Genomic DNA, 17,954 nt, shown 5'->3' on the forward strand with positions numbered 1-17,954 from the left:
ATGGTGGCTCGATAGTCTAAACGTTGTAGTGCTCGTTAAAAATTACAGTCCTTACATTCGTTTATATATAGATGAAATTCTAAAAAGAGGTTCTTGGAAACTGGCATCGTAACAAGTAGGGCAAACGTTTTCCAAATAATTTGTGGCAAGCAGGGATAGAACCCTATTTAGCTACAGCTTTTGATCCTGAAATTCCAAAATATAAAAATAGTGCATGGTGGCTCTGAAAAAGTAATAGAAAAAATTTACTGGGTAAAGCAGAGCCGTTCAATTGATATATCGCAAATTATTTCTTTTCGGTTCTAAAAACCCAAAAGCGTTGAAGCGTATAGTTAAACCCTAAAGAGACAAGTAACTCGACAAGTAGCTTCGAAAACAAAAAATTAAAATGGTAAACATCCACCAGAAAGTGTATACCAGTAGATTTAAGCAGAATACTGCCACTGACAACAATCACAAACTTCCATAACTGGCTACCAACAGAATTTTGAGTGCTACCAAAAGACCAATACCGATTGATCAGAAAATTTACAACAGCGCCAAGGCTCCCGCTGATTGCATTGGAGAAAGGCGCGCTAATATGTAACAGTTTATAACAGGCAGAATATACACCAAAATCAAACAATCCGCCCAGAAAGGCGGACAGTTGTGCTTTTAGAAAAGTAACAATCTTTGAAGACATACTTAGCCCGCCTCCTCTTGTTGTTTTTTCAATTTATCTTCCTTATCCTTCGCATCCCCCAATTTTAACAACAGACGTGTATCGTTTGCATTAATAATAAAAAGCAACAGGCAGATCACAAATACACACCAATTAATAGAACCGGGCATAAATACCTCCAATAACATCACCAGCGAAATAATCACACGAATTTCTGTTGGACCCAATATACCAGCATCTATGGTGTATTTATCTGTAATTCTATACCGAAGCTGGGATATAATCATCGCCCATCCATATAAGGAGACCAACGTAAAGCCGAGATATTTAAAATCACCTGTCGTATAAAGGACATATCCCAATCCGATAAATACTGTACTAATCCAATCCATTACAATATCTAGTGCAAATCCATACCAACGGCGTGATTTATTCCTATAAAACGCAATACGTCCATCCAATGAATCACCAAACCATTGTACAAAAAAACCAGGAATACCCAACAGTAAATAATGGATATCGACATATTCTGCTAGTAGAAAGCTCCCTAAAACCATCAGGGATCCAAAAAAACCGATCGCTGTAAGGCCATCAGAAGTAATCCAATTCGGAACCCGCGGCACTAGGTATGTAATCAACTTTTGTTCGGGTTCACTTAGGATATTCGTTCTTTTCCGATCTTGAAAAAGCTTTTTATTTATTTTAAACTCACTCATTATCTGCGATTATAACCATTTATTTTCTTTATACCAAGCCAATGCCTCCATTAAGCCCGCTCTCAAATTATATTTAGGTTGGTATTGTATCTGGCTTTGCGCCAATGAAATATCACAGCCCCAATTTTCTGCTGTAAGTTCATTCAATCGCTCTGGGTATAGTACAGGTATTGTTTTTGAATTTTTATATAGACGTTCAAAGATTACCGCCACTGCTTTCACAATTCCCAAAGGAATATGCATCCGGATCATTTTCTTCTGCGTGAACTCCCTGAAAATTTTGGCCATTTCATAACGATCATATATGTGCCCATCACTTAGATTATAGCTGTTTTTTCCGCCTTGATCAAAACGGCACGCATTCAAAATCGCTTGGACTAGGTCAGCTACATAAATAAAACTCAACTTTTGGGGCGATCTACCAACATAAGCATCCATCCCCCCGTTCATTGTCTTGAAAAGAATAAAAATATCTTTTTCTCTTGGACCATATACTGCGGTAGGCCTTAATATTGTTAATGGTTGATCATCAAAAGCACGCAATGCGAGTTCCGCCTTCCTTTTGCTTCGACCATAGGTTGTCACTGGACAATAGGGATTACATTCCTTAATTAAATCCGAATGATAAGACACAGGGCCTATGGCGGCCAAGCTACTAACAAAAACAAATCTACTGATTGGATTTTTCAGAGAAAAACAAGCGGATGCCAAATTCTTAGTATAGTCAACATTGACCTTTTCTAAATCTTCCTCACGCTTGGCACGCGTCATTGCCGCCGCATGTACGACATAGGTATAATTTTCAGCTTCCAGCAACGCTTTGATAGACGCTTCATTAGTAAAATCAGGATAAACAAATTTATCCACAACAGAACGAATCTCCGAAACATCACTCGACTTCCTTACAGCAGCATGCACTTCCATCCCTGCTTCCTTAGCTGCTCTTGTCAAATGATAGCCTACAAAACCACTCGCTCCAGTGATCAATATTTTCTCTATCATAATGATTTTTGATACAAACGATAACGTTTGTACAATTCTCCATTCATTTGTTCAATAGCATGATTCATCATATAATTATGATCCAACATCCATGAACATTCAGCCCCCTTTATATTGGAACCTTTCGATTCTTTAATAATTCGGCCATACAAACAAGCCTCAATACCAAGCTTGCGATAATCCTCCAATACACCCAACATCAACACCCGTAGCAAATTGATTTTTTTCTTTCCGAACAACAGCTTAAAAATACCCGTAGGAAGTAAACGACCTTTCTTCACTTTGATAAGAATTTGATTGATATCAGGAATACCTAAGCCAAAACCAACAAGTTCACCATCTTTCTCTGCGACAATGGCAAAACGCGGATCAAGGATCATTTTTAGATCTTTAGCCGTATAATTAAATTCTTCCTCCGTCATTGGAACAAATCCAGAGTTTTTATCCCAGGCTCTATTATAGATATCCCGAACCTTCGCAGCTTCGTTTTTAAAATCCTTTACATTAAATTGGCGTAGTGTGATGCCAGACCTCTTTAAGCGTTCCTCCAACCTATCTAATAGCATCACAGATCGCTTATCAGCAGTCTGCTCCATCACCAAATATGCCCGAAGATCTACCTTATGCCCATAACCGGCATTGGTAATCAAATCTATGTAATAAGGAAAATTGTAAGGCATCATCGCCACAGGAGGCCTATCGAATCCATCGACTAAAAGCCCCACTGTGTCATTGGTGGATAAGTTGATCGGCCCAACAATAGTATTTCCACCTTTTGCTTTTACCCATTTCTCAGCAGTTTCAAACAATGTATTTGCGACCTCTTGATCGTCAATACAATCAAAAAAGCCCCATTGCCCTTCATTGACATGATTAAATGCATTGTGATTGTTGTTCCAAATCGCACAGATTCGGCCAACTATTTTTTCATCACGATAAGCTAGAAAAGGTTGTGCTTGAGAATGTTTATAGAAAGGATGCTTATTAGGAGAAAGCAGGTCTTCTTGTTCAAGAAATAAGGCTGGTACATAATTAGGATTTCCCGCATAGAGACTATGAGGGAAATCTATAAACAACCGTCTTTGTTTCTTTGTTTCAACGGGTACAATCTGAATCATATACGATTAGATTTTATATTAATGTTTCAACTTCAGCTTGTTTGAATACTTTAACCATCTTTTCGATTGCCTCGTCAATTTGGTCATAAGTATGTGTCGCCATCAATGAAAAACGAATTAGAGACTCCTCAGCAGGAACTGCCGGAGAAACAACTGGATTAACAAATACGCCATCATCTTGCAGCATTTTAGTTACCCAGAAGGTTTTTTCATTGCTACGAATAAATATTGGCAAAATAGGACTTTCCGTAGCACCCAAATCAAAGCCATGATCTAATAATTGTGCTTTGGCATAATCCGTATTTTTCCACAGTTTTTCAATATGCTCTGGTTCATTCTGAATGATCTCCAATGCTTTCAATGTAGAAGCCACAGATGCTGGCGTCATCGAAGCACTAAACATTACTGAACGTGCATTGTGTTTCAGAAAATCAATAACATCAGCATCACCTGCTACGAATCCACCTAAAGAAGCTAATGACTTACTGAACGTACCCATGATTAAATCCACATCGCTATTAAGGCCAAAATGTGATGCTGTACCAGCGCCCTTGTGCCCAATAACCCCCAAACTATGTGCATCATCCACCATTACAGCAGCATCAAACTCATTAGCAATTGCCGTAAGCTCCGGTAAGTTAACAATATCACCTTCCATACTAAAGATACCGTCGGTGCAAATTAGCTTCGCGCTTTCTTCTGGCAATCTAGCTAATTTGGCACGTAAATCTTCCATATTGTTGTGAGCGTATTTGATGACTTTTGCAAACGACAAACGGCTTCCATCAATAATAGATGCATGATCACGCTCATCCAGCAAAATATAATCATTACGCCCCATCAGACAGGACAATGGTCCAAGATTTGATTGAAATCCGGTACTAAAAAGAATCGCAGCCTCTTTACCTACATAAGCAGACAATTTTTCTTCCAGTTCTACGTGAATATCCAACGTACCGTTTAAGAAACGCGATCCAGCACATCCAGTACCATACTTCTCCAAAGCATCTTGCGCTGCTTTTATAATACGTATATCAGTCGTTAACCCTAAATAAGAGTTAGAACCAAACATCAATACACGTCTACCATCGATTTTTACCTCGGTATCTTGCTTTGATTGAATCGGTCTAAAATAGGCATATAAGCCTTTAGCTTTTAACTCCTCTACAATCTTAAATTGCGATATTTTTTCGCCTAACTTTCCTTTACTCATGCGATAAAAAGGTATTTCTAAAACTATTTCTAACTTTTAGATGTTATTGTAACAAACAAAATTCTCGAATTGGACTTTTATATAAAAAACTCTGTCTTCGAATAAAAATCTGCTCTATCCACAATGTAAGTTGAAATTCTACGTTGTATATATTCACAATAATTCCAAAAAACGTTGCAAACATACGAAAACATAATCTGACTTTCACTTAAATTTAGTCATATTTTTAACACATCGCCCAAAACAGTTAATTTTATTTTAATACTCCCCTAACATCTTCCCCACTCAATTCTACTATAAAATAAGACAATTTTAATAATTATATTTGCGAACTTTAAATTATCCTATAATTAGTTACATTTAGGTTCATTGCAATAGCAATGGTATAGACTTACTAATATACAACAATATATGGCTTTATCTTCAGATATCAATATAAAAAATAAAAAAGCTTCGTTTGAGTATCATCTACTAGACAAATACGTCGCCGGAATCCGGCTTTTAGGGACAGAAATAAAATCAATACGCGAGGGAAAAGCAAATATTAATGATAGTTTCTGCAGTTTCTTTAACGATGGACTTTACATTCGTAACATGCATATTGCGGAGTATTCCATGGGTTCATTTTACAACCATGAAGCAAAACGCGACCGCCAGCTTCTGCTGACAAAGAGAGAATTGAAAAAACTAAAAGAAAAGGGTGAAGAGCGCGGGTTTACGATCGTTCCTTTGCGTATATTTATCAGTACACGTGGTTTTGCAAAAGTTGAAATCGCTTTGGCACAGGGTAAAAAAGATTTCGATAAGCGCGAAAATATAAAGGAAAGGGATGTCAAACGCGAACTAGACCGCGTCATGAAATTTTAACTTTGCTATTGCGCCAGGACAAATGCTCCTGGCGTAACACCTACCCTATTTTTAAACAACCGAACAAAATAATTGACGTCATTGAACCCCGCGCCAAAGCAAGATTCCTTGACATTGCGGGTTAAGAGTAACAATTGTTTTGCTTTATGTATACGCTGTTGTATCACATATTCCATTGGGCTCAGCCCCAATTCACGATTAAACATCCGAGTCAAACTCGCTTTGCTCATGTGAGCGGCCTTCTCAAGTAAATCTACGGATATTTTCTCGGTGATATTTCTGCGAATAAACTCTTGTAGATGTATAAGCACTTTATTAGACGACTTCCCAACCTTCAATGCCATAAGCGATTGTGACTGCAACAATCGAATTGTAAGTTCCTTAAATGTCAAATCTGCCAAAGCATCTTTAAATGCATTCTCACTTATAATTATTTGAAATAATTTATTAACCAGCTCGGCCAGTTCGCTGGAATTGTAAAGATGAAAAAGCTCGGGATCAATATGCCAGCGGTCCAATTGTCCCTTTGGATAAAATTCATTTAAATAGTCCAACACAGCATCTATCTTGTCCTTGCGGATGGTTAAAGCTGTACACTGCGTAGGCTGTTCCCAAGTAGCTTCCGGAAAATCAATATGCATACCGACCATGGCCGGCAATACGATCATCTGTCCAGGTAGATAGTCGAATGCTTTTATTTGTTCCAGATGCATAACTTTCTTTCCCTGAATCATATTGATCATCACTAAATCATCAAAACGCAAAGGCACATATTCAGAGACACGATAGGTTTCGAATATATTCAATTCTAGGCTATCCAACGTAAAAGCACGCCGGTTTTCTACCAATGTACTGAGTTCCCGTCCTTGAGAAAATGGTAATCTATGAATCAGTGTCCTATCCCTCATATTACATCAACTAATTATCCATTGGATATCAATCAAACTTAGATAAATTGCATGTAAAAAGCAATTTATCGGCCTCTCCTCAGCCATTGCAAGTTTTATTGTTAAGGAAATATAACAAAAAAAATCAAGTATTGTTTAGGATATCCTGCTGTAATAATCCTATGCTTTACTGCAACAATGATGCTATGCTTTGCTTCGATAATGCTACGGTATTGAATAATTACAGGCTAACTTTGATAAGTAGGGAGTAAAAATAACTAATATAAATCATATGAGCACAATTAAAAGACCATCGTTCAAGGAGCGATATGACAATTACATTGGTGGTAAATTTGTAGCCCCAATCCAAGGAAAATATTTCGACAACATCTCGCCGGTGGATGGTAAAGTATACACCCAGGTAGCGCATTCAACGAAAGAAGATCTCGATCTGGCAGTTGATACGGCGTCCAAAGCCTTTGAAACCTGGGGAAAAACATCGGCAACCGAACGGAGTATTATGCTCAACAAAATCGCCGACCGCATCGAGGCTAATCTGGAATATATTGCCGCAGTAGAAACGATAGATAACGGAAAAGCAGTACGCGAAACATTAAATGCTGATATACCTCTCGCTATTGATCATTTTAGATACTTTGCAGGCGTAATCCGTGCGGAAGAGGGATCTATAACTGAACTGGACAGCAACACTGTTTCCTTGATTGTACACGAACCGATCGGCGTTATCGCCCAGATCATTCCCTGGAACTTCCCGATTCTAATGGCTGTCTGGAAGCTAGCGCCAGCTCTGGCTGCTGGTAATACAGTTGTTTTAAAACCTGCAGAAAGCACACCGACATCCATCCTGATTCTGATGGAAATTATTGGTGACCTCATACCCGCTGGTGTGGTAAATATTGTCAACGGTTTTGGTTCCGAACTAGGCAGAGCCTTGATAACGAACCCTAAAGTCGCGAAGGCAGCCTTTACAGGATCCACCGCCACGGGTCGATTAGTCATGCAATACGCTACAGAAAATATCATACCCGTAACACTTGAATTGGGCGGAAAATCCCCGAACATATTCTTCAGTTCTGTCATGGATGCTGACGATGCATTTCTAGACAAAGCGATCGAAGGAGCTGTTTTATTCGCCCTTAATCAAGGTGAAATATGTACCTGCCCGTCGCGGTTATTAGTGCAGGAGGACATCTACGATAAGTTTATTGCCCGGGTTATCGATCGGGTCAATCAGATCAAAGTGGGTGACCCATTGGATCCAACAACAATGATGGGAGCCCAGGCTTCCAAAATTCAAAAGGACAAAATTATGTCTTATATCACACTGGGCAAACAAGAAGGAGCCGAAGTGTTAACTGGCGGAGACGAAAATAATGTAGGCGTAGGCTTTGAAGAAGGTTATTACATCAAACCAACGCTATTCAAAGGAAATAATAAAATGCGTATCTTTCAGGAAGAGATTTTTGGACCGGTCTTGGCGGTTACAACGTTCAAAGATGAACAGGAAGCTATTGCTATCGCCAACGATACGATGTATGGTCTCGGAGCCGGTGTATGGACCAGAGATGCACATCAGCTTTATCAGGTTCCACGTGCCATTCAGGCCGGCCGCGTATGGGTCAATCAATATCACTCTTACCCAGCAGGCGCCCCATTTGGAGGCTACAAACAATCAGGAATTGGCAGAGAAAATCACAAGATGATGCTTGCCCATTATCGTCAGGCAAAAAACATGTTAATTTCATACAGCAAGGAGAAACTAGGATTCTTTTAACGATGGTCAACAGAATAGATAGTACGGACAAAGCTAAGGATCTCATTCATGCCCTTGAAGCACAACACGGTGCATTGATGTTTTATCAGGCAGGGGGCTGCTGTGAAGGTACCCAGCCTCAATGTTTTGAAAAAGGGGGATATTTTCCCCGGATGAATGACGCCATGATTGGATTGGTTGAAGGATATGAGTTTTGGGTAGACCGAGATTTGTTTGAGTATTGGAAACATACCCATTTCACCCTTGATGTATTGGAGGGATTTGGACCAGGTGGTTTTTCTTTGGAAACACCATTAGGCAAAACCTTTAAAGTACGCTATCGGCTCTTTACCGAAGAAGAATTAAAAGAACTTAGTCCGATCAAACGTAGTGAATAAATACAAAAACGGGTGGTTTGCTCCATCCGTTTTTCTAAACCTTTGCCATCGCGGACAAAAGTCGCCCCAGCTATACACTAGGCAGGCTATTCGATATCTAAACCTTCTAAAACAGGGATCGGCTGTTTATTTTCATCCAAAGCAACAAAGGTAAAAACACCTTCTATAGCGAGTTCACGTCCTTCTTTATACATATGCTCCAAGAATATTTCAACTTTCACTTTGAGACTGGTACGCCCGACATTCTGGACACGTGCAATAGCCTCAATAATACTTCCAGAAGGAATTGCTTTGTTAAAATCAATACGGTCAGTGGATACAGTCACTAAAGTTTTCCGGCAGAATCTCGTTGCCGCCATGAAAGACACTTCATCCATAATGGACATCGCCTTACCGCCGAATAAGGTATCGTGATGATTGGTCAAAAACGGGAATACGGTTGTACATACATGCGTTTCCGATAAATCAATACGTTCTTGTAAAGTCATTTATTGTTTATTTTTGTGAATTTAAGAGACCACAAATGTAAGGCTATCCAAATACTGTAAAGTCATTTTTATCCAATATTTTCTTCAATATCCACGCCTATCCCCTTCAGTAACAAGGAAGCATTGAAGATCTTACACTCTCCAGTCTTCAATTTGTAATCAAACAGCATCTGCCCTTCATTCACCTGAATATCAAAATGATAATTTTTGATCGCTCCGGAAAACTCCTGTTCCAAGCTGGACAGCTGCAAATCATGCGTAGCTACCATTCCTTTGCCATCCAAGCGGACTAATTGTTTGATAATTGCACGAGATCCCAAATACTTATCCACCGAATTTGTTCCACGTAACATTTCATCAATCAGAAAAAAACTATCTATATGGGAGGCAACTGTATCTAATATAAATTTCATCCGGTTGAGCTCCGCCTTAAATGTAGATGTACTTTCGTTCAAATTATCTTTGATACGCATGTAAGATATTAGCTTATAGACCGGTAGCCGAAATGAAATAGCAGCAACACTTGCTCCTGCATAGGCTAGAATTGCGTTAATTCCAATTGTTCGCAAGAACGTACTTTTTCCCGCCATATTGGATCCGGTCACCAATGCGACCCGATGATCCCTACTTGTATAATCATTAGCGACAACTTGTTCGTTCGGAATAAGCGGATGATAAATGCCCTCTGCATCAATCTTGTCTTCATTGGGATTGTCCAAAATGACAGGATAGACGTAATTTGGATGATTTCTTTTCCAAATAGCAAGGCTATTCACAGTTTCAACCTTTGCCAAAGTATCAAAAGAATTTAAGATCTCATGTTGATACTTGTTCTTCCAATCAACGATAGCCAGTACCTGTCTAAAATCCCACAGCAAAAAGAGGTTTAGAAATAGTCCAACAAATACATTATTACGTGCATCCAGATTATTGATCAGTGCGGCGAGTTTTTTAAAAGCTTTTGAAATAGGTTCAGCATGATTCCCTTGTTTTAATTCATTCGCCATTTCCTGTAGAGAGGCCGATTTCCACGCATGGCTTTCAATAGCCTGTATGGCATCCGCATAGGATCCCAGTATCCCACCTATCTTGTCTATTCTTGAGGAGAATAAACTCACACTACCTGCTTTGGCAAAAGCCCAAAGCACATGGAACAGCCCCAATATGGTGGCGACAGCAGTAAATTGGGGAATAAAGAAGCTCCCAACAAGCGCCACCGCAAATAAAGCCGGACCGACCTTGACATACATGCGCATGAAACCATTTCCAAAGTTAAAATTCCGGTCTTGAAAATAATTGGACAAAAACGCTTTAATATCCAATTTATGATTTAGGTTTGCCAGCAGTTTTGCCTGAAAATCCCATATCCATTCAGATTCATTTTCCAATTCTTTCGATGCTTCCTGATTGCGCCGGATCTGTTCCTTGTCCAGAGGAGCACTTAACCAAGATGCCAGCAGATCAATACCCTGTTTTGTCGTCGAGCGGTTCAATTGAGCAAATAAAGAATGGGAGCCAAATACGTCCATGTCCGAACTATAAGGATGGTTGCCATCTTCAAATTGCTCTCCATGGGCATACATATTCATTTTCCCTTCCGCTATGGCCTGTTCGTTGGAAAGTACCTTTAAATAGGCTTCAAAATAATTTTTCTGAAGTTCAAGTTGACTTTGCCGGCGCACTAAATAAGCAAAAAAGAATAGCAAGGCAAAGAAACAAAAGAAGACCAAGGGTAGACTTTCCAACTGAAAAGTATAAAACAACAGCGCTCCACCGCCAAGAATGACGAGTAGCCGACTTAAACTCAAAGCATTAACCTGCTTATTTAATTTTAAGAGCGTTGACGCAATTTCTTGATGCTTTTGCGCATATAATGTAGCGATTGAATTCATTCCTAAATATTTATTTTCCATCAAGCAGAAGGTTTTTCATGTTCTATTTTGAATAAGTTCCTTCAGCTACCAGGCCTGATCACCTACCAAAGGAACAAAACGAAATGTATCTAACTCAATTCGATCAAAATCATTTTCCCCCACACGAATTATTGTTACCATCTTCTGAGACTTCTCGTCCCCTACCGGAATTACAAAAATCCCCCCCACTTTCAACTGTTTAAGCATGATTTCCGGTACAAATGGAGCTCCTGCAGTGACGATAATTTTATCGTAAGGTGCATGTTCTGCAATCCCCTTGGAGCCATCTCCCAAAAAGAAATTAGCCTTATATCCCATATAAGGTAATACCTGAATTGTCCGTTGGTACAGGTTTTCTTGGCGTTCTATTGTATATACTTCAGCACCAAGTTCAAGTAAAATACATGTTTGGTAACCGGATCCAGTCCCTATTTCCAGTACCTTATCCCCCCTTTTCACGTGGAGCAATTCCGATTGATAAGCAACCGTATAGGGTTGGGAGATCGTCTGTCCGTCGCCGATTGGAAAAGCAATATCCCGGTAAGCCTGATTCCAAAAGGTTTCATCAAAGAAAAAATGACGTGGCACCTTCGCAATGGCTTCCAGTACTTTTTGGTCTTCAATGCCTCTTCCTTTTAGGTGCTCGACCAATTTCTTGCGTGCACCTCTTTCCCGATAATTATCAATAAACTTATACGCCATGATGTTTCAAATTTACTTTTAAAAAGGGATATTCGACCGAACTATTCACAAATCACTTAACTTCAAGCCAATACATGAAAGACATACCAATTACATAACTGAACATTTTCCCAATAAAATCATAACTACAAAATAATTAACAAGTTAAAACATAACGTTTCATAGTCTCAGCGCGGGACGCCAATTTACGATACCAGACAAAACTTACATGAATGCACAATTAATAAGGGTCGACGTCTACCTGAACACGAACCCCGCTATTTGCTTTATCAAGCTCAAAATCCAATAACACCGACCGGATCAATTCCTTTACCTTCGCAATACTGATATTTGTCCGTTCAATCTTGAGTGTAATGGTCTGAATAAAATTATTCCGTACGCGGGACACCAATGGTGGCTCAGGCCCCAATACCCTTGCCCCTAATTGCTGGCGCAATGCCGAAGCAAAACGAATGGCGGAATCGTGACATTTTTGAAAATCAGTATGCTTAATATCAATACGAATAAGGCGGTAAAAAGGAGGGTAAAGATAATTCTTGCGCTCTGTGATTTCCGTCATAAACATCCCCTCATAATCATTGTTAACAACCTGTTCCAGAACCCTGTGCTTTGTTGTATAACTTTGAATAATTACTCTTCCGCCAGCTTCCCGGCGACCAGCCCGTCCTGCGACTTGGGAAAACAGGGAAAAAGAGCGTTCATAAGCGCGAAAATCAGGGAAATTAATAATTGTGTCCGCATTGACAACACCAATCAAGCTGACTCGTCCAAAATCCAGCCCTTTGGCCACCATTTGTGTGCCAATCAGTACATCAAACTCATGTTCATCAAAAGCTGTAATAATCTTATCAAATCCATACTTCCCTTTTGTGGAATCCAGGTCTAACCGACCAATGCGAATCTCAGGTATAAGCAGTTCCAATTCCTCTTCCACCCGTTCTGTCCCGAAGCCTTTACTTTCGATGTGAGGCATACCACAGGCCGGGCACACCCGAATTGGGGGTTCAACATGCCCACAGTAATGGCAATGCATCATATTAGAGCTTTTGTGATACGTTAAGCTGACGTCGCAATTCACGCATTTAGCAACAAAACCACAGGTATTACATTGGATCATGGTGGTGTGTCCGCGCCTATTCTGAAACAGGATAACTTGTTCCTTGTTCTTAACGGCTTCTTCAATGGCTTTTAACAGCGTTCCCGAAAAATATGAAAACATATTTTCCTTTCGCCCTTCTTCTGGAATATTGACGAGTTCGACACTGGGCAATTGCGCATTACCATAGCGTTCCAACAGCTGTACAAACCCGTACTTTTTTGCTTTGGCGTTATAATAACTTTCCAACGATGGTGTTGCGGAGCCCAATAATACCTTTGTCTGATGCAAAAAGCCTAGATAAATTGCAGTATCGCGAGCATGGTACCGGGGCGCTGGATCAAATTGCTTGTATGAACTTTCGTGCTCTTCATCAACAATAATAATTCCCAGATCCTGAAAAGGAAGGAATATGGAGGACCGGGCGCCGATAACAACATGAAACTCATTTTTCATCACTTTATGCCATACTTCAGCACGTTCGTTATCATTGAACTTAGAGTGATAAACACCCAGCTTATCGCCAAAATGCAGCTTTAATCGAGCCGTAATCTGCGCTGTCAGTGCGATCTCCGGCAAAAGGTATAAAGCTGATTTTCCCTCCGCTATAGCCTGTTCTATAAGTCTTATATAAATCTGAGTTTTCCCTGAAGCAGTCACTCCATGTAAAAGTGTTACTTCCTTCTCTTCAAAAGATGCATTAATTTCATCAAAAACTCTCTGTTGGTTTTCGTTGAATTGAAAATTGGCGTCCAATTCTATATCTTCTCCCTGAAACCGCGATACGACTTTTTCTTTTATTTCAAATACACCTTTGTCAATCAATGCTGTAATGGCGCCATTGCCACAGCCTGAAGCTTCCGCCAACATAGGACGTGTAATCTCTTCAGTCTTCTTAACAAGCTGCATAAATGCCAACACCGCATCTTGCTGTTTTGGTGCACGATTAAGACTATCAAGTAGTTCACGCTTCGCATCTTCATGTTTAAAGTCCGGTGCAAAACGTAGAAATGCCTTTGTTTTAGGTTTATATCTTTCTGTTATTTCCTCTGAGATCAGGACAATCCCTTTGTCAAACAATTGTTTTAATATTGGAAAGACCGTTTTCTGTCCCAGTAACTTCACAATATCATTAACTTTAAGCTCTCCCGCTACTTCCAGCGCCTCAATTATCATATATTCTTTATCAGAGAGTGTCGAACGATCGAATTCTGTTGTCATGGAAGAGACCACCTTCGTTTCACTTGCTAATTTTAATGCCGCTGGAAGTGCGGCTTGCATGACTTCCCCCAAACTACACATATAATAGTCAGCTAGCCAGTCCCACAACTTAAATTGCGCTAAATTGACGATAGGTCTGTCATCAATGATATCCAAGATATATTTCGCCTCATACTTCAACGGGGCTTCTTTGCTTATCGATTTCACGACAGCCGAATAAATTTTGTTTCGTCCAAATTGCACAATGACCCGCACCCCCACCTGTACCCGATCATTCCAATCGACTGGAATCCGGTAAGTATATGTTCGTGCCAAGGCTAGCGGTAGAACCACATCAATAAACAAGGTATCTCTTTCACTAAAAATCGAAGATTGTGGATTGGACATAATTTCTTATTATGGGATAAAAATACAAAAAAAGAGACAGAAAGAACAGCGCAGCCATCCATCTAAAAGAAAGCCCTCCCGGACTTTCAGTCCCGGGAAGGCTCTTTATTTATCAAGCTTGCGAGCTTTATTTATTTCGAATACTAGGACTACGACTTATTTTTCAGCGCGGCCACAAATAACGCGATCCAACCAATAATCAAGGACAAACCTCCCAAAGGAGTAATAGGCCCCAAAATAGCTGGATTTCCGAAACCGGTTAACTCCCGGATACTAAGCACATATAATGATCCCGAAAAAAAGCAAATACCAACGATAAAAGCGATAAAAGAAACTTTGATCGAATAGGTTTTTGCCCGCGAAAAAGTAGATAAAAATAACAACGCAAAAGTATGATAGAAATGATACTGATTTGCAGTTTTCCAAGTTTCGATATGATATGCACTTACCTTTCCTTCTAGACCGTGGGCACCAAAGGCTCCTAATATTACAGCTAATGCTCCCAACAACGAAGCGGCTAAAATGATTTTCTTATTCATTAGATTAAAGTGAATGCTGAAAACGTGTTTCTCGGATAAATGTATTAAAAACAGAGCAAAATAAGGAATATTTTGTTAAATTTATATTACAAAGCGCTATAATCAGGATGAATTTATAGCGCTTCCCGCATATTTTTATTAGGTTTGTTTTTACATAGGGCACCATCATCAGCTTAATACAGATGATTACCCATTACCATCAAGATACAAATCGAGAGAAACGCGCTCATTTATACCATTTAAAGATGAGCACCCATAAATATTTATTCTGATGAAAAAAACAATAGTCATCACTATTCTACTATTCATAGCCGTCATTGCGGCAACGATTTATCTTTTCGGAGATTTTAACAAAAACAACAAACAGGATTCCAAGGCTTTACAATACTTACCTGAAAACACGCTCGCCATCGCATCTTTTGCCAATGACGAGACCGTAGACACGATATTTAACGGCTATGAACCATTCAAAGCCATTCTGGGACAAGGAAATTTTAGCAACCTCGAACGATTAAAAGCCGAATTGTTACAGAGCGAACAACTCGACCCTTTCGTTGCGGGACAGCAGATATTGTTGTCCTTTCACCAGGAAAAAAATCAGATAACAGCACTTTATAGTGTACAGGTCGGCCAAAGTCTGGACAATAACTCGCTGGCTACCCTTATCGGGCAGATGGGAAACAATTACAAAGTTCAGCCTTTTGATACATTGGGTCAACGATTCTATGGCCTCCATAAAGGAGTAAAAGACAGTACACTCTATTGTACCTATTCCCATGAGATTATTTTTGCCAGCTATTCAAAACAGGTCCTTGCACAAATTTTCGATAAGAATATAAAAAAAATCAACGCCAAACAGATTGAATTCTTTGTCAATCATAACAATAAAAATACACCGCTCAGTTTATATTTTTTCAATGAGCAAGTAGCACAAGTTGCACGGATATTGATGAAATCAAAATTTGGCACTTACCTCAGTTTAATTGACTCCCTGAAAGGACAAACCTCCTGGAATATGAACTTCAAACAGGATGCCCTGATCTTTAAAGGGGAAACAGATCTTACCGGAAGCAAGAACAGTTATCTTCAGTTATTTGCCAATCAAACCGCCCAGGTGCAGGCGCTAGGAAACTATTTACCAAAAAACGCTGCATCATATATTGATTTTAGCATTTCAGATGCATCTAGTTTTCATTCAGGATTAAAAGAGCTATTGATCAAGCAAAACGAATATGATCGTGTGAACAAAAGCATTAAGAATTTTGAAGATGATACTAAGGTATCATTTGACAGTGTTATCACGCCTATTTTTAATGATGAATTTGCATTGGCTGAATTGGACAATCAAGATGTGCTTGGCTTGATCAGCCTATCGGATTCCAGTCGATTTGCAAATAATTTCAAGAAATTCAGTTCATCTGTCGGTGACTCAATCTACCAATTTAAATATGCTAACTTATTGTATGCCGCATTTGGAGAACCGTTCAAAGGCTTCACAAAACCTTATTTTACCATCGTTGACAATATCATGGTCGTCGCTAGCAGGACAGGAATTCTACGGGATTATCGTGAATCGTTCCGGGAAAAGCAATTCTTATCGGGAACTGCTATTTTCAAGAATCATGCAGCTTTGCAAAATAGCCGTAGCAATGTCACCTTTTATTTGGAGCCCAAAGCTGGTAAAAGCAATATTTTGGATAACCTAAAATCCGATTATGCGAAGAATTTTAAAGATGAGGAGCAATTTGGTTTTCAAAATTTTTATTCATGGTCTTACCAATTAAGCGGAAATCAGGGGACATTTGCTTCCAGCTTATATGGGCTTTATAAAAGTGATACACGCTTGGGCGGAAAGCCAGAGTGGACTGTTCAACTTGAAAATCGAATCATCAATAAACCGTGGGTTTTGGATCAGGATGGTAAAAACAAATTCATCATGATCCAGGAACAGGACCATACCGTACATGCTTTTTCGCCTGATGGAAAAGAGCTTTGGCAGAATCTATTCCAAGGCGAAATCTTGGGTGAACCAATTCAATTACAAGATCTTAGTATCATCATTATCACCAAAAGCCGGTTGTACCGGATTATGCCTGACGGAAAAAATGTGAATGGATTTTCGGTCGAGTTACCTTATAGTGCAAGCTATGGCGCCACCGTGACCAACTTCAATAAAGAACAACGTATCTATATCCCAGCCACGGATCGCATCTTGGCTTACACTTTAGATGGCAAGAAAGTGGAGGGAATGGAGAATAATACTGTAGATAGCCGTATTCTTTTTGACCTCAAAACAACTACTTTGGGGCAGACCAATTATCTAATCGCGGGTACTAGTACCGCTTCTGTTTATTTTTTCAATGAAAACGGTAAGATCATTCGCAAACAAACCCTGGATACAGATGGCGAAAGTGTGAAGAACCCCATTGGATTAGTAGCCGCTTCGGATGAAAAAAATTCATTTGTTTATGTTGCCGATAATAAAGGCAGTGTTTTTAAAGTTCCATTTGAAGGTGAAGCAAAAAAAATAAAATTAGGAAGTTGGGGCAAAGACGCGTTCTTTAATTTCGAAGATATTAGTGGTGGCGCAGATAGAGATTTTGTCATTTTAGCCAACAATAAATTGAATGCCTATAGTGCTAGAGATTCCTCTTCTTATTTTGAATATAAATTCATTGAAGAAACCAGTAATAGACCATTATTCTTTAAACGTATCGGAAAGTCCGATGTATTGGGCGTCGGTACTGACAATCGCTTGATTTATGTCTTTGGATCGGATGGTTTGGTACAAGAGGGATTCCCAATAGAAGGCTTTTCAAAGTTCTATTATGGACGGATTAACTATGGCGACAATGCGAATTATTTGATTTGTATGAAAAAGGATTTTAAGGTGTATGTATACAAATTTTAAGAATCTGAAAACCAATTTTTTAAATCCAAAACAAAACAAAATAAGATGCGAAAGATCTTTA

General features: G+C 39.4%; 15 protein-coding genes. 4 read left to right on the top strand and 11 right to left on the bottom strand.

Features of this window, described 5'->3' with window-relative positions:
• Nucleotides 1–286 precede the first annotated feature (286 nt).
• From B4A24_RS00005 to spt, 5 genes are read right to left on the bottom strand one after another with little or no spacing between them, the layout of a single operon-like run.
• Nucleotides 287–682 carry a GtrA family protein gene (locus B4A24_RS00005; protein WP_293940978.1) on the bottom strand — a complete coding sequence of 132 codons (396 nt, stop codon included), beginning with the start codon at nt 680–682 and terminating at the stop codon, nt 287–289.
• 2 nt (nt 683–684) lie between these two features.
• The gene (locus tag B4A24_RS00010) at nt 685–1,377 is read right to left on the bottom strand and encodes a CDP-alcohol phosphatidyltransferase family protein (protein WP_172396439.1); all 693 of its coding nucleotides are present in this window, start codon (nt 1,375–1,377) and stop codon (nt 685–687) included.
• Nucleotides 1,378–1,386: 9 nt separating this feature from the next.
• Nucleotides 1,387–2,379 carry an NAD-dependent epimerase/dehydratase family protein gene (locus tag B4A24_RS00015; protein WP_293940983.1) on the bottom strand — a complete coding sequence of 331 codons (993 nt, stop codon included), beginning with the start codon at nt 2,377–2,379 and terminating at the stop codon, nt 1,387–1,389.
• Entirely contained in the window at nt 2,376–3,497 is a 1,122-nt protein-coding gene (locus B4A24_RS00020) for a hypothetical protein (RefSeq protein WP_293940986.1), read from the bottom strand. Before B4A24_RS00020 ends, B4A24_RS00015 begins: the two co-directional genes overlap by 4 nt.
• A 13-nt stretch (nt 3,498–3,510) precedes the next feature.
• A complete protein-coding gene (gene spt / locus B4A24_RS00025) occupies nt 3,511–4,710 on the bottom strand; it encodes a serine palmitoyltransferase (protein WP_172396436.1) in 1,200 nt (399 codons plus the stop codon).
• A 411-nt stretch (nt 4,711–5,121) separates the two neighbouring features.
• Between spt and smpB the strand changes: the two genes are divergently transcribed.
• On the top strand, nt 5,122–5,577 hold the full coding sequence (gene smpB / locus B4A24_RS00030) for an SsrA-binding protein SmpB (RefSeq protein WP_293940990.1): 456 nt from the start codon (nt 5,122–5,124) through the stop codon (nt 5,575–5,577).
• A gap of 5 nt (nt 5,578–5,582) precedes the next feature.
• Here the strand turns inward: smpB and B4A24_RS00035 are convergent, their stop codons facing one another.
• Nucleotides 5,583–6,485: an AraC family transcriptional regulator gene (locus B4A24_RS00035; protein ID WP_293940993.1), complete on the bottom strand. Its 903-nt coding sequence runs from the start codon at nt 6,483–6,485 to the stop codon at nt 5,583–5,585.
• A gap of 271 nt (nt 6,486–6,756) precedes the next feature.
• On the opposite strand from B4A24_RS00035, the gene B4A24_RS00040 reads away from it, so the two are divergent.
• Together B4A24_RS00040 and B4A24_RS00045 are read left to right on the top strand one after the other, a co-directional pair.
• The gene (locus B4A24_RS00040) at nt 6,757–8,259 is read left to right on the top strand and encodes an aldehyde dehydrogenase family protein (protein WP_293940995.1); all 1,503 of its coding nucleotides are present in this window, start codon (nt 6,757–6,759) and stop codon (nt 8,257–8,259) included.
• A 2-nt stretch (nt 8,260–8,261) separates the two neighbouring features.
• Nucleotides 8,262–8,636 carry a DUF779 domain-containing protein gene (locus B4A24_RS00045; RefSeq protein ID WP_293940998.1) on the top strand — a complete coding sequence of 125 codons (375 nt, stop codon included), beginning with the start codon at nt 8,262–8,264 and terminating at the stop codon, nt 8,634–8,636.
• Between the two features lie 86 nt (nt 8,637–8,722).
• Here the strand turns inward: B4A24_RS00045 and B4A24_RS00050 are convergent, their stop codons facing one another.
• The 5 genes from B4A24_RS00050 to B4A24_RS00070 form a co-directional block, all read right to left on the bottom strand.
• Nucleotides 8,723–9,124, bottom strand: coding sequence for an acyl-CoA thioesterase (locus tag B4A24_RS00050; RefSeq protein WP_104383990.1), 402 nt, complete (start codon nt 9,122–9,124; stop codon nt 8,723–8,725).
• Between the two features lie 68 nt (nt 9,125–9,192).
• Nucleotides 9,193–11,037 (bottom strand): MutS-related protein, encoded by a 1,845-nt coding sequence (locus B4A24_RS00055; protein ID WP_293941005.1) that lies wholly within the window; start codon nt 11,035–11,037, stop codon nt 9,193–9,195.
• Nucleotides 11,038–11,082: 45 nt separating this feature from the next.
• Nucleotides 11,083–11,739, bottom strand: coding sequence for a protein-L-isoaspartate(D-aspartate) O-methyltransferase (locus B4A24_RS00060; protein WP_293941010.1), 657 nt, complete (start codon nt 11,737–11,739; stop codon nt 11,083–11,085).
• A gap of 220 nt (nt 11,740–11,959) precedes the next feature.
• A complete protein-coding gene (priA, locus tag B4A24_RS00065) occupies nt 11,960–14,443 on the bottom strand; it encodes a replication restart helicase PriA (protein WP_293941012.1) in 2,484 nt (827 codons plus the stop codon).
• 149 nt (nt 14,444–14,592) lie between these two features.
• Complete coding sequence (locus tag B4A24_RS00070; RefSeq protein ID WP_293941017.1) at nt 14,593–14,982, bottom strand: DUF423 domain-containing protein; 390 nt, start codon at nt 14,980–14,982, stop codon at nt 14,593–14,595.
• A gap of 271 nt (nt 14,983–15,253) precedes the next feature.
• Here B4A24_RS00070 and B4A24_RS00075 point away from each other — a divergent pair, with 271 nt between their 5' ends.
• The gene (locus B4A24_RS00075) at nt 15,254–17,893 is read left to right on the top strand and encodes a hypothetical protein (RefSeq protein WP_293941020.1); all 2,640 of its coding nucleotides are present in this window, start codon (nt 15,254–15,256) and stop codon (nt 17,891–17,893) included.
• Nucleotides 17,894–17,954 lie beyond the last annotated feature (61 nt).

Origin of the sequence: Sphingobacterium sp. UBA7249, from assembly GCF_002472835.1 — a bacterium.
GTDB classification, from domain to species: Bacteria; Bacteroidota; Bacteroidia; order Sphingobacteriales; family Sphingobacteriaceae; genus Sphingobacterium; species Sphingobacterium prati.

Coding starts and splice junctions, on each gene's coding strand:
- B4A24_RS00015 (WP_293940983.1), bottom strand. CDS start 2,379: ATGATAGAGAAAATATTGATCACTGGAGCGAGTGGTTTTGTAGGCTAT.
- B4A24_RS00050 (WP_104383990.1), bottom strand. CDS start 9,124: ATGACTTTACAAGAACGTATTGATTTATCGGAAACGCATGTATGTACA.
- B4A24_RS00010 (WP_172396439.1), bottom strand. CDS start 1,377: ATGAGTGAGTTTAAAATAAATAAAAAGCTTTTTCAAGATCGGAAAAGA.
- smpB (WP_293940990.1), top strand. CDS start 5,122: ATGGCTTTATCTTCAGATATCAATATAAAAAATAAAAAAGCTTCGTTT.
- B4A24_RS00060 (WP_293941010.1), bottom strand. CDS start 11,739: ATGGCGTATAAGTTTATTGATAATTATCGGGAAAGAGGTGCACGCAAG.
- B4A24_RS00035 (WP_293940993.1), bottom strand. CDS start 6,485: ATGAGGGATAGGACACTGATTCATAGATTACCATTTTCTCAAGGACGG.
- priA (WP_293941012.1), bottom strand. CDS start 14,443: ATGTCCAATCCACAATCTTCGATTTTTAGTGAAAGAGATACCTTGTTT.
- B4A24_RS00005 (WP_293940978.1), bottom strand. CDS start 682: ATGTCTTCAAAGATTGTTACTTTTCTAAAAGCACAACTGTCCGCCTTT.
- B4A24_RS00070 (WP_293941017.1), bottom strand. CDS start 14,982: ATGAATAAGAAAATCATTTTAGCCGCTTCGTTGTTGGGAGCATTAGCT.
- B4A24_RS00045 (WP_293940998.1), top strand. CDS start 8,262: ATGGTCAACAGAATAGATAGTACGGACAAAGCTAAGGATCTCATTCAT.
- B4A24_RS00040 (WP_293940995.1), top strand. CDS start 6,757: ATGAGCACAATTAAAAGACCATCGTTCAAGGAGCGATATGACAATTAC.
- B4A24_RS00055 (WP_293941005.1), bottom strand. CDS start 11,037: ATGGAAAATAAATATTTAGGAATGAATTCAATCGCTACATTATATGCG.
- B4A24_RS00075 (WP_293941020.1), top strand. CDS start 15,254: ATGAAAAAAACAATAGTCATCACTATTCTACTATTCATAGCCGTCATT.
- spt (WP_172396436.1), bottom strand. CDS start 4,710: ATGAGTAAAGGAAAGTTAGGCGAAAAAATATCGCAATTTAAGATTGTA.
- B4A24_RS00020 (WP_293940986.1), bottom strand. CDS start 3,497: ATGATTCAGATTGTACCCGTTGAAACAAAGAAACAAAGACGGTTGTTT.